Raw genomic sequence first — 11,276 nt, forward strand, 5'->3', positions numbered from 1 at the left:
CCTCCGCCTTTTCCGGCCAAGCGCGGCGGCCCCCGCGGTGAGGCTCGACCGGCGGCGGGCCGGTACCGCAGCGCGGGAGATGCTTGGGGCGCGTGCGCGGATTAGGATCGTGGCTTCCGGTGCGCGACCGGAATCCGGGGCGCTGTTTGCTCGCGGCGCGGTGCTCCGGTGCTGTTGTCGTGAAGGCCGTCGCGTCGGGTCCCGGCGGGGCGGCCTTCACCGTGGTCGGTGGCGGTGTGCGACGCCTGTGCCACGGCGGGTGGTGGTGATTTGCGATAGACCGGCCGATCGGGGCAGGCTGGGGGCGGAAAGGCCCGGGCGCGGTCGAACGGCCACGTCCGGGAGCGCGGAGAGGTCCGGGCGTGGAGGTCCGGGACGACGGCACTGAAGGAGCCCCCACGATGACCGAGCATGACGGCACGCAGGGACCGCAGCCGCCGTCGCCGGGCGACGACGAGTCGCCCGAGGCGCCGGGCGGACGGTCCGAAGGGCAGCAGCCACCGCGGTCGATGGGCGACCGGACCGTGGTGTTCGGCGCACCGCAGCTCGGCGGCGCCGCCGGAGGCGGCCGCCACGCCGCCCCCCAGCCCCCCGACCAGGGGCAGCAGCCCCCCGCGCAGCAGCCGCAGCCCCAGCAGCCGCAGCAGGGCGGCACGCCCCCGCCTCCGCCGCCGACCATGGTCGAGCCGCTGCAGCAGTACGGGCAGGGCCAGGAGCCGCCGCAGGGGCCGTACGGCCAGCAGCAGCCCGCCCCCGGCCAGCAGCACCAGCAGTCGCCCTACGGGCAGCAGGCCCAGGGGCCGGGCGGGTACACCCCGCCTCAGGCGCCGCCGCAGTCCCCCTACGGCCAGCAGCCGTACCCGCAGCAGCCGTACGCCCAGCAGCAGGGCTACGGGCAGCAGCCGGAGCAGCAGCAGTACGGGCAGCCGCAGTACGGCCAGCAGCAGCCCGCGTACAACCCCGCGCAGGATCTTTACGCCCCGCCGCCGCAGGTGCAGCAGCAACAGCAGCACCAGCAGCAGGCGCCACAGCAGGCACCGCAGCAGCCGCAGCAGCCGCAGCAGGCGGAGGGCGGCGAGGGCGGCGAACGCACCCTGATCGTCCCCGGTCCGGGCGCCGGCGTGCCCGAGGCCGACAGGCCCCGGCCCGTCGTCGACGACCAGGCCACCACCGCGTGGTCGCCCGGCACCGACATCCCCGTGGCGACCGGGCCCGAGCGCAGGCAGCCGGAGCCGCAGGGCGAGCCGTGGCAGACACCCACGCCGCCGTCCACCCCCGAGCCGTGGGCGGCCCAGGACGACCAGCAGGGCGTCGACTCCGGCCGCACCCTGATGGTCCCGCCTCCCGAGGCCGGTGCGGGCACCGCCTCGTCGGGTGAGGAGCACCCGCCCGCGCCGTACGGCGCGTCCCACGGGCAGCACGAGCAGCCCGGCTCCGAGGACGCGCGGTCGACGCAGGCGTTCAGCAACCCCGCCGGTGGCGGCACCGACGGCGCCACGCGCATGGACATCGGCCAGCAGCCGTGGGCCCAGCAGGGCGGCCAGGCCCAGCAGGGCCAGCAGGGTCAGGCCCAGCAGGGGCAGTACGGCCAGCAGGGCTACGGGCAGGGCGAGCAGCAGCAGTACGGCCAGCAGTCCCCGTACGGTCAGCAGCAGAGCCCGTACGGCGGTCAGCAGCAGAACCCCTACGGGCAGCCGGAGGGGCAGCAGCAACAGCAGTACGGTCAGCAGGCCTACGGCCAGCAGCAGGGCCAGCAGGCGCAGCAGGGCCAGTACGGTCAGCAGGCCCCCGCCCAGTACGGGCAGCAGGGCCAGTACGCCCAGCAGCAGGGCGGCTACCCCGGCTACGGCGCCGCGTCCGGCACGAGCGGTTCGGACGAGAAGAGCGGCAAAGGCGGCAAGACGCTCTACATCGTCGGCGGCGTGGTCGCCCTGGTGATCATCATCGTGCTGATCGTCGCCTTCGTGATGTAGCGGACGCCGCGGCGACCGGCGTCGGGATGCCGACGCGGATACCCCGCGGCTTCCGCCGCTCCCCCCAGGGGGCGCCTCCCCTGGGGGGAGCGGCGGACGAAGACGAACAGGCGGGAACAACTCGTCGGCATTCCGACGTTTTACCTACGCCTGGACGGTTACCCATAACGAGCATCGCCGTGCATGTCACACCGGTTCCGGCGCTCCGGTACTTGCGCCGGAGGGGGCCGACGCGATAGTGCGGTGCTCGCTTTGCACTTTGGCGCGGGGCTGGGTAATCTCTTTCTTCGTGCCCGCCGGTGTGCGGGCCGATCCGCGTGCGCACCGGCAAGGCCCAGGTGCCAGGGCCGGCGCCGCGAATACTCCCCGGCTTGTTTCGGCCCTGTGGGGCCGGGCGGTTGCGCGTGTGGCCCGGCAGAGTGCGACACGCCCGACCGCGTGGGTCGGAGAGGTCGGGAAACCGGCAGGTCACAGCCTCGTCAGAGGTGGTGATGACGGGTCTCGCGCGAGTGGGATCCACCCCAGAACGAACACATACCGGCTCGGTACGAGGAAGACGGAGACGCGGTGCCCACGATCCAGCAGCTGGTCCGCAAGGGCCGCCAGGACAAGGTGACCAAGAACAAGACGCCCGCGCTGAAGGGCAGCCCGCAGCGCCGGGGTGTCTGCACGCGCGTCTACACCACGACGCCCAAGAAGCCGAACTCCGCGCTTCGCAAGGTCGCTCGTGTCCGGCTGACCAGCGGGATCGAGGTCACCGCCTACATCCCCGGGGTCGGCCACAACCTGCAGGAGCACTCCATCGTGCTCGTGCGCGGCGGCCGTGTGAAGGACCTCCCGGGCGTTCGGTACAAGATCATCCGCGGCTCGCTGGACACCCAGGGCGTGCGGAACCGCAAGCAGGCGCGCAGCCGCTACGGCGCGAAGAAGGAGAAGAGCTGATGCCGCGCAAGGGCCCTGCTGGCAAGCGCCAGCTCATCGCCGACCCGGTGTACAACTCGCCGCTGGTCACCGCGCTCATCAACAAGGTGCTCCTGGACGGCAAGCGTTCGCTGGCCCAGCGCATCGTCTACGACGCCCTGGAGGGTTGCCGCGAGAAGACCGGCAACGACCCGGTCGTGACGCTCAAGCGCGCCCTGGACAACGTCAAGCCGACCATCGAGGTCAAGAGCCGCCGGGTCGGTGGCGCGACCTACCAGGTTCCGGTGGAGGTGCGGCCGGCGCGCAGCACCACCCTGGCGCTGCGGTGGCTGGTGCAGTACTCCCGGCAGCGCCGCGAGAAGACCATGACCGAGCGGCTGATGAACGAGCTGCTGGACGCGAGCAACGGCCTCGGCGCCTCGGTGAAGAAGCGCGAGGACACGCACAAGATGGCGGAGTCCAACAAGGCGTTCGCCCACTACCGCTGGTGACCGCGGTCACCGACCCACTACGACTTACGCGAGGACGACAGTGGCTACCAAGACCGGTGTAGACCTGGCCAAGGTCCGCAACATCGGGATCATGGCCCATATCGACGCGGGCAAGACCACGACGACCGAGCGGATCCTGTACTACACGGGAATCAGCTACAAGATCGGCGAGGTCCACGACGGCGCCGCCACGATGGACTGGATGGAGCAGGAGCAGGAGCGGGGGATCACCATCACCTCCGCCGCGACCACCTGCACCTGGCCGGTCAACGACGTCAAGCACACCATCAACATCATCGACACCCCCGGCCACGTCGACTTCACCATCGAGGTGGAGCGGTCGCTGCGCGTCCTCGACGGCGCGGTCGCGGTGTTCGACGGTGTCGCGGGCGTCGAGCCGCAGTCCGAGACCGTCTGGCGTCAGGCCGACCGCTACGGCGTCCCGCGGATCTGCTTCGTCAACAAGCTCGACCGGGTCGGGGCCGAGTTCCACCGTTGCGTCGACATGATCCGGGACCGCCTGCAGGCCACCCCGCTGGTCATGCAGCTGCCGATCGGCGCCGAGGCCGACTTCAAAGGCGTCATCGACCTGGTCACGATGAAGGCCCTGGTCTGGAACGAAGAGGCCAAGCTGGGCGAGATGTACGACGTCGTCGACATCCCCGGCACCCACACCGATGCCGCCCGCGAGTGGCACGACAAGCTGATCGAGACCCTGGCCGAGAACGACGACGAGATCATGGAGCTGTACCTGGAGGGCGTCGAGCCCACCGTGGAGCAGCTCTACCCGGCCATCCGGCGCGCCACCATCGCGGGCAACCTGACCCCGGTGCTGTGCGGCACGGCGTTCAAGAACAAGGGCGTGCAGCCGCTGCTGGACGCGATCGTCCGCTACCTGCCCTCGCCGCTGGACGTGGAGGCCATCGAGGGCCACGCGGTCCGAGACGAGGAGACCACGCTCAGCCGCAAGCCCAGCGAGGAGGAGCCCTTCTCCGCGCTGGCCTTCAAGATCGCCTCCGACCCGCACCTGGGCAAGCTGACCTTCGTCCGCGTCTACTCGGGCGTGCTGGAGTCCGGCTCCCAGGTCCTGAACTCCGTCAAGGAGCGCAGGGAGCGGATCGGCAAGATCTACCGGATGCACGCCAACAAGCGCGAGGAGATCGAGCGCGTCGGCGCCGGCGACATCGTCGCGGTGATGGGTCTCAAGCAGACCACCACCGGCGAGACGCTGTGCGACGAGCGCGACCCGATCGTCCTGGAGTCGATGAACTTCCCGGCGCCGGTCATCGACGTGGCGATCGAGCCGAAGACCAAGGCCGACCAGCAGAAGCTGTCCACGGCGATCCAGCGGCTGGCCGAGGAGGACCCCTCGTTCCGGGTCCGCACCGACGAGGACACCGGCCAGACCGTGATCGCCGGCATGGGCGAGCTCCACCTGGAGATCCTCGTCGACCGGATGAAGCGGGAGTTCAAGGTCGACGCCAACGTCGGCAAGCCGCAGGTGGCCTACCGCGAGACGATCACCAAGAAGGTCGAGAAGGTCGAGTACACCCACAAGAAGCAGACGGGTGGCTCCGGCCAGTTCGGCCGCGTGATCATCGATCTGGAGCCGCTGGGCGAGGGCAGCGACGGTTACGAGTTCGAGAACAAGGTCACCGGTGGGCGCATCCCGCGGGAGTACATCCCGTCGGTGGACGCCGGTTGCCAGGAGGCGGCCGAGTTCGGCGTCCTCGCCGCCTACCCGATGGTGGGGGTGAAGGTCACCCTTCAGGACGGCGCCTACCACGAGGTCGACTCCTCGGAGATGGCCTTCAAGGTCGCCGGTTCCATGGCGTTCAAGGAGGCCGCCCGCCGGGCGGGGCCGACGCTGCTGGAGCCGGTCATGGCGGTCGAGGTCACCACGCCCGAGGAGAACATGGGCGACGTGATCGGCGACCTCAACAGCCGGCGCGGGCAGGTCCAGGCCATGGACGAGCGCGCGGGGATGCGGGTCGTCAAGGCGCTCGTGCCCCTCTCGGAGATGTTCGGCTACGTGGGCGACCTGCGCAGCAAGACCCAGGGCCGGGCGGTCTTCACGATGCAGTTCGACTCCTACGCGGAGGTTCCCAAGAACGTCGCGGAGGAGATCATCGCCAAGGCGCGGGGCGAGTAGCACCCGAGCCCGAGGTCACCAGCCAGCAGCATCAGGCGGCCGGTCCAGCCGGCCGAGGATCGCAACAAGGAGCAACCAGTGGCGAAGGCCAAGTTCGAGCGGACCAAGCCGCACGTAAACATCGGCACCATCGGGCACATCGACCACGGTAAGACCACGCTTACCGCGGCGATCACCAAGGTGCTGCACGACGAGTACCCCGACCTCAACCCGTTCACGCCCTTCGAGGACATCGACAAGGCCCCCGAGGAGCGCGAGCGCGGTATCACCATCTCCATCGCGCACGTCGAGTACCAGACCGAGGCTCGGCACTACGCGCACGTGGACTGCCCGGGTCACGCGGACTACATCAAGAACATGATCACCGGTGCCGCCCAGATGGACGGCGCGATCCTGGTCGTGGCCGCCACCGACGGCCCGATGCCGCAGACCAAGGAGCACGTGCTGCTGGCCCGTCAGGTCGGCGTGCCCTACATCGTCGTCGCCCTGAACAAGTGCGACATGGTCGACGACGAGGAGATCCTGGAGCTGGTCGAGCTCGAGGTCCGCGAGCTGCTCAGCGAGTACGAGTTCCCCGGCGACGACGTCCCGGTCATCCGCGTCTCGGCCTTCCAGGCCCTGCAGGGTGACGCCAAGTGGGCCGAGTCCATCAAGGAGCTCATGAAGGCCGTGGACGAGAACGTCCCCGAGCCGCAGCGCGACACCGACAAGCCGTTCCTGATGCCGATCGAGGACGTGTTCTCGATCACCGGTCGCGGCACCGTGGTGACCGGCCGCATCGAGCGCGGCGTGATCAACGTCAACGAGGAAGTCGAGATCATCGGCATCAAGGAGGAGTCGTCCAAGACGACTGTCACCGGTGTCGAGATGTTCCGCAAGCTCCTCGACCAGGGCCAGGCGGGCGACAACGTCGGCCTCCTGCTGCGCGGCGTCAAGCGCGAGGAGGTGGAGCGCGGCCAGTGTGTCATCAAGCCGGGCACCAACACCCCGCACACCGAGTTCGAGGCGCAGGTCTACATCCTGTCCAAGGACGAGGGTGGCCGGCACACGCCGTTCTTCAACAACTACCGTCCGCAGTTCTACTTCCGGACCACGGACGTGACCGGCGTCGTCAACCTGCCCGAGGGCACCGAGATGGTCATGCCGGGCGACAACACCGAGATGCGCGTCGAGCTGATCCAGCCCGTCGCCATGGAGGAGGGCCTGAAGTTCGCCATCCGTGAGGGTGGCCGGACCGTGGGCGCGGGTCGCGTCACCAAGATCATCAAGTAGTCAGTCGTTGAGGCGGCGGCCCGGCCGCAGGAGGGCCGGGCCGCCGCGTCACGACTCCGGCAGATTCCCCACGCAAGTGGGGGTGGACCACACAACCCAGCGGCACTACCAGCAAAGGACACCGAGGCCACCATGGCGGGACAGAAGATCCGCATCCGGCTCAAGGCCTACGACCACGAGGTCATCGACACCTCCGCGAAGAAGATCGTTGAGACGGTGACGCGGACGGGCGCCAAGGTCGCGGGCCCGGTGCCGCTGCCGACCGAGAAGAACGTGTACTGCGTCATCCGCTCGCCGCACAAGTACAAGGACTCGCGCGAGCACTTCGAGATGCGCACGCACAAGCGGCTGATCGACATCATCGATCCCACGCCCAAGACGGTCGACTCGCTGATGCGGCTCGACCTTCCGGCCGGCGTTGACATCGAGATCAAGCTCTGAGGGACGCACCGAAGATGAGTAGGAACAGGAAGGGCGTCCTGGGCGAGAAGCTCGGCATGACCCAGGTCTTCGACGATGAGGGCCGGATCGTTCCGGTGACCGTCGTCCAGGCCGGGCCGTGCGTCGTCACCCAGATCCGCACCCAGGACACCGACGGCTACACCGCCGTGCAGCTCGGGTACGGCCAGATCGACCCGCGCAAGGTGAACAAGCCGCGCACGGGGCACTTCGATAAGGCCGGCGTGACCCCGCGCCGCTACCTGGCCGAGGTCCGGACCGACGACGCCACCGAGTACGAACTCGGCCAGGAGATCACCGTCACGGTCTTCGAGGCCGGACAGAAGGTCGACGTCACCGGCACCAGCAAGGGCAAGGGCACCGCGGGTGTGATGAAGCGCCACGGCTTCCGCGGCCTCGGCGCCTCGCACGGCACCCAGCGCAAGCACCGCTCGCCGGGGTCGATCGGCGGCTGCGCGACCCCGGGTCGCGTCTTCAAGGGCCTCCGCATGGCGGGGCGGCACGGCAACGCCCGGACCACCGTGCAGAACCTGACCATCCACGCCATCGACCCGGAGAAGAACCTGCTGCTCATCAAGGGCGCGGTTCCCGGCCCGAACGGCGGGCTGGTCATGGTGCGCGACGCAGTGAAGGGAGCGGGCAAGTGACCAGCAAGCTGGACCTCGACCTGCCTGCCGAGATCTTCGACGCCAAGACCAACGTGCCGCTGATCCACCAGGTCGTGGTGGCGCAGCAGGCCGCGGCGCGGCAGGGCACCCACGCCACGAAGACCCGCGGGGACGTGCGCGGCGGCGGCAAGAAGCCGTACCGGCAGAAGGGCACCGGCCGGGCCCGTCAGGGCTCGACCCGCGCGCCGCAGTTCGCCGGCGGTGGCACCGTCCACGGGCCGCAGCCCCGCGACTACACCCAGCGGACCCCGAAGAAGATGAAGGCCGCCGCGCTGCGCGGCGCCCTGTCGGACCGGGCCCGCCACGGCCGGGTCCACGTGGTCGACCACCTGGTCGAGGGCGACACGCCCAAGACCAAGACGGCGCTGACCGCGCTGCGCGGCGTGACCGAGGCGCAGCGGGTGCTGGTGGTGCTGGACCGCGAGGACGAGGTCACCTGGAAGAGCCTGCGCAACGAGCCCAGCGTCCACATCCTGGTGTCCGACCAGCTCAACACCTACGACGTGCTGGTGAACGACGACGTGGTCTTCACGAAGGCCGCCTACGACGAGTTCATCGCGCGCGCGACCAAGAAGAACGGCGCTCCCCGCGCAGGCGGGGGTGTTTCGGAGGCGGTGGCCGAATGAACAAGATCGCCGACCCTCGCGACATCATCATCGCGCCGGTCGTCTCGGAGAAGAGCTACGGGCTGCTGGACGAGAACAAGTACACGTTCGTCGTCCGCCCGGACGCCAACAAGACGCAGATCAAGCAGGCCGTCGAGGAGGTGTTCAACGTCAAGGTGACGAACGTGAACACCATCAACCGGCCGGGCAAGCGCAAGCGCACGCGGTACGGCTGGGGCAAGCGCAAGGACACCAAGCGCGCCATCGTCAGCCTCGCCGAGGGCGACCGGATCGACATCTTCGGGACCCCGGCCTGACGGCCGGGATCGCCGGAGCAGACAAGGGATGAACGAAAAAGATGGGCATCCGTAAGTACAAGCCGACGACGCCCGGCCGTCGCGGTGCGAGCGTGTCCGACTTCGTCGAGATCACGCGCACCGAGCCGGAGAAGTCGCTGCTGCGCCCCCTGCCGAAGAAGGGCGGGCGCAACAACCACGGTCGCATCACCACGCGGCACCAGGGCGGCGGTCACAAGCGCGCCTACCGGATCATCGACTTCCGGCGGGACGACAAGGACGGCGTGCCGGCGAAGGTCGCGCACATCGAGTACGACCCGAACCGCACCGCCCGCATCGCGCTGCTGCACTACGTCGACGGCGAGAAGCGCTACATCCTCGCCCCGCAGGGACTCAAGCAGGGCGACCGGGTCGAGAACGGCCCGGGCGCCGACATCAAGCCGGGCAACTGCCTGCCGCTGCGCAACATCCCGACCGGTACGGTCGTCCACGCCATCGAGCTGCGGCCGGGCGGCGGCGCCAAGATCGCCCGCAGCGCGGGCGCGGGCGTCCAGCTGCTGGCCAAGGAGGGCAAGTACGCCACGCTGCGCATGCCCTCCGGTGAGATGCGCATGGTGGACGTGCGCTGCCGCGCCACCGTGGGCGAGGTCGGCAACGCCGAGCAGTCCAACATCAACTGGGGCAAGGCGGGCCGCATGCGCTGGAAGGGCAAGCGCCCGACCGTCCGCGGTGTGGCCATGAACCCGATCGACCACCCGCACGGTGGTGGTGAGGGCAAGACCTCCGGCGGCCGGCACCCGGTCAACCCCAAGGGCAAGAAGGAAGGCCGCACCCGCCGGGCCAACAAGCCCAGCGACCGGCTGATCGTCCGTCGGCGCACGAAGAAGAAGCGGTAGGAGTCGCTCGTCATGCCACGTAGCCTTAAGAAGGGCCCCTTCGTGGACGACCACCTTCTGAAGAAGGTGGAGCAGCAGAACGACAAGGGGACCAAGAACGTCATCAAGACGTGGTCGCGGCGCTCCATGATCATTCCCGAGATGATCGGGCACACGATCGCGGTGCACGACGGCCGCAAGCACGTCCCGGTGTTCGTCACCGAGGCGATGGTGGGGCACAAGCTCGGCGAGTTCGCGCCGACGCGCACGTTCCGCAGCCACGTCAAGGAAGACCGCCGCAGCCGTCGCGGCTGAGCGCAGGCAGTTAACGGAGAGAGGAACTAGCGATGGAAGCCAGGGCCCAGGCGCGGTACATCCGCGTCACGCCCAGGAAGGCCCGCCGCGTGGTGGACCTCATCCGCGGCCTGCCGGCCACGGAGGCTCAGGCGGTGCTGCGGTTCGCCCCCCAGGCTGCGAGTGAGCCGGTGGGCAAGGTGCTGGCGAGCGCCATCGCCAACGCCGAGCACAACTTCAAGCTCGACACCGACACGCTGGTCGTGAGCCGCGCGTGGGTGGACGAGGGGCCGACGCTGAAGCGCTTCCGGCCTCGCGCCCAGGGCCGGGCTTACCGCATCAACAAGCGCACGAGCCACATCACCGTGGTGCTGGAGTCGCGCGACGAGGCTTCGGCGGGCGGCGGCAGGAAGCAGAGGAGGGCCCGGTAGTGGGTCAGAAGATCAACCCGCACGGGTTCCGGCTCGGCGTCACCACCGACCACAAGAGCGTGTGGTTCGCCGACAAGCTCTACAAGGACTACGTCAAGGAGGACGTCCAGATCCGGCGCATGCTCTCCAAGGGCATGGACCGGGCGGGCATCTCCAAGGTGGAGATCGAGCGGACCCGTGACCGCGTCGAGGTCAACATCCACACCGCCCGGCCGGGCATCGTCATCGGCCGCCGCGGCGCGGAGGCCGAGCGGCTGCGCGGCGACCTGGAGAAGCTGACCGGCAAGCAGGTCCGGCTGAACATCCTCGAGGTCAAGAACCCCGAGGTGGACGCGCAGCTGGTCGCGCAGGGCGTGGCCGAGCAGCTGTCCAGCCGGGTGGCGTTCCGCCGCGCGATGCGCAAGGCGATCCAGTCGGCGATGAAGTCCGGCGCCAAGGGCATCAAGGTGCAGTGCTCCGGCCGTCTCGGCGGCGCGGAGATGTCGCGGTCGGAGTTCTACCGCGAGGGCCAGGTGCCGCTGCACACGCTGCGCGCCGACATCGACTACGGGTTCTACGAGGCCCGGACGACGTTCGGCCGCATCGGCGTCAAGGTGTGGATCTACAAGGGTGAGGCCGCGCAGACCCGCGCCGAGCGCGAGCAGCAGGCCGCCCAGCAGCGCGCCGCCGGTGGTGGCGGCGGCCGGGAGCGTCGCGGCGAGCGCCGCGGGCGCGGCGGCCGCGGTCGTGGCGGCGGTCAGGGCCAGGGCGGCGGCGAGCGCGCGCCCAAGCAGCAGCAGCAGAGCCAGGAGCAGTCGGCGCCGGCCGCCGAGTCCGCTCCCAGCGGTGAGGGGAGCTGA

The 11,276-nt window shown here is 69.7% G+C and carries 13 protein-coding genes; all 13 read left to right on the forward strand.

The window, feature by feature from the left end; genetic code table 11:
* Positions 1–401 precede the first annotated feature (401 nt).
* The 13 genes from ABD811_RS16015 (at position 402) to rpsC (ending at position 11,276) form a co-directional block, all read left to right on the forward strand.
* Positions 402–1,973 carry a hypothetical protein gene (locus ABD811_RS16015; RefSeq protein ID WP_344947522.1) on the forward strand — a complete coding sequence of 524 codons (1,572 nt, stop codon included), beginning with the start codon at positions 402–404 and terminating at the stop codon, positions 1,971–1,973.
* Between the two features lie 567 nt (positions 1,974–2,540).
* Positions 2,541–2,915, forward strand: a complete 375-nt coding sequence (gene rpsL, locus ABD811_RS16020; protein WP_019632621.1) for a 30S ribosomal protein S12 — start codon at positions 2,541–2,543, stop codon at positions 2,913–2,915.
* Positions 2,915–3,385 carry a 30S ribosomal protein S7 gene (gene rpsG, locus ABD811_RS16025; protein ID WP_344947525.1) on the forward strand — a complete coding sequence of 157 codons (471 nt, stop codon included), beginning with the start codon at positions 2,915–2,917 and terminating at the stop codon, positions 3,383–3,385. Before rpsL ends, rpsG begins: the two co-directional genes overlap by 1 nt.
* A gap of 40 nt (positions 3,386–3,425) precedes the next feature.
* Entirely contained in the window at positions 3,426–5,537 is a 2,112-nt protein-coding gene (gene fusA, locus ABD811_RS16030) for an elongation factor G (RefSeq protein WP_344947528.1), read from the forward strand.
* A gap of 78 nt (positions 5,538–5,615) precedes the next feature.
* On the forward strand, positions 5,616–6,809 hold the full coding sequence (gene tuf, locus ABD811_RS16035) for an elongation factor Tu (RefSeq protein WP_344947531.1): 1,194 nt from the start codon (positions 5,616–5,618) through the stop codon (positions 6,807–6,809).
* Between the two features lie 132 nt (positions 6,810–6,941).
* The gene (rpsJ, locus tag ABD811_RS16040; RefSeq protein WP_018657599.1) at positions 6,942–7,250 is read left to right on the forward strand and encodes a 30S ribosomal protein S10; all 309 of its coding nucleotides are present in this window, start codon (positions 6,942–6,944) and stop codon (positions 7,248–7,250) included.
* Positions 7,251–7,264: 14 nt separating this feature from the next.
* Entirely contained in the window at positions 7,265–7,915 is a 651-nt protein-coding gene (gene rplC, locus ABD811_RS16045) for a 50S ribosomal protein L3 (protein WP_344947534.1), read from the forward strand.
* Complete coding sequence (rplD, locus tag ABD811_RS16050; RefSeq protein WP_344947537.1) at positions 7,912–8,562, forward strand: 50S ribosomal protein L4; 651 nt, start codon at positions 7,912–7,914, stop codon at positions 8,560–8,562. Before rplC ends, rplD begins: the two co-directional genes overlap by 4 nt.
* Complete coding sequence (gene rplW, locus ABD811_RS16055) at positions 8,559–8,858, forward strand: 50S ribosomal protein L23 (RefSeq protein ID WP_344947540.1); 300 nt, start codon at positions 8,559–8,561, stop codon at positions 8,856–8,858. Before rplD ends, rplW begins: the two co-directional genes overlap by 4 nt.
* 41 nt (positions 8,859–8,899) lie before the next feature.
* Positions 8,900–9,733: a 50S ribosomal protein L2 gene (gene rplB / locus ABD811_RS16060; protein WP_344947544.1), complete on the forward strand. Its 834-nt coding sequence runs from the start codon at positions 8,900–8,902 to the stop codon at positions 9,731–9,733.
* 12 nt (positions 9,734–9,745) lie between these two features.
* A complete protein-coding gene (rpsS, locus tag ABD811_RS16065; RefSeq protein ID WP_344947547.1) occupies positions 9,746–10,027 on the forward strand; it encodes a 30S ribosomal protein S19 in 282 nt (93 codons plus the stop codon).
* A gap of 32 nt (positions 10,028–10,059) precedes the next feature.
* Entirely contained in the window at positions 10,060–10,437 is a 378-nt protein-coding gene (rplV, locus tag ABD811_RS16070) for a 50S ribosomal protein L22 (protein WP_344947550.1), read from the forward strand.
* Positions 10,437–11,276 (forward strand): 30S ribosomal protein S3, encoded by an 840-nt coding sequence (rpsC, locus tag ABD811_RS16075; RefSeq protein WP_344947553.1) that lies wholly within the window; start codon positions 10,437–10,439, stop codon positions 11,274–11,276. Before rplV ends, rpsC begins: the two co-directional genes overlap by 1 nt.

Origin of the sequence: Actinomadura miaoliensis (assembly GCF_039536785.1) — a bacterium.
GTDB classification, from domain to species: Bacteria; Actinomycetota; Actinomycetes; order Streptosporangiales; family Streptosporangiaceae; genus Spirillospora; species Spirillospora miaoliensis.

What these genes read in the sequence shown, in the direction of transcription:
- rplB (WP_344947544.1), top strand. Translation starts at nt 8,900, where the DNA reads ATGGGCATCCGTAAGTACAAGCCGACGACGCCCGGCCGTCGCGGTGCG.
- rplV (WP_344947550.1), top strand. Translation starts at nt 10,060, where the DNA reads ATGGAAGCCAGGGCCCAGGCGCGGTACATCCGCGTCACGCCCAGGAAG.
- rpsG (WP_344947525.1), top strand. Translation starts at nt 2,915, where the DNA reads ATGCCGCGCAAGGGCCCTGCTGGCAAGCGCCAGCTCATCGCCGACCCG.
- rpsJ (WP_018657599.1), top strand. Translation starts at nt 6,942, where the DNA reads ATGGCGGGACAGAAGATCCGCATCCGGCTCAAGGCCTACGACCACGAG.
- rplC (WP_344947534.1), top strand. Translation starts at nt 7,265, where the DNA reads ATGAGTAGGAACAGGAAGGGCGTCCTGGGCGAGAAGCTCGGCATGACC.
- rpsS (WP_344947547.1), top strand. Translation starts at nt 9,746, where the DNA reads ATGCCACGTAGCCTTAAGAAGGGCCCCTTCGTGGACGACCACCTTCTG.
- ABD811_RS16015 (WP_344947522.1), top strand. Translation starts at nt 402, where the DNA reads ATGACCGAGCATGACGGCACGCAGGGACCGCAGCCGCCGTCGCCGGGC.
- rplW (WP_344947540.1), top strand. Translation starts at nt 8,559, where the DNA reads ATGAACAAGATCGCCGACCCTCGCGACATCATCATCGCGCCGGTCGTC.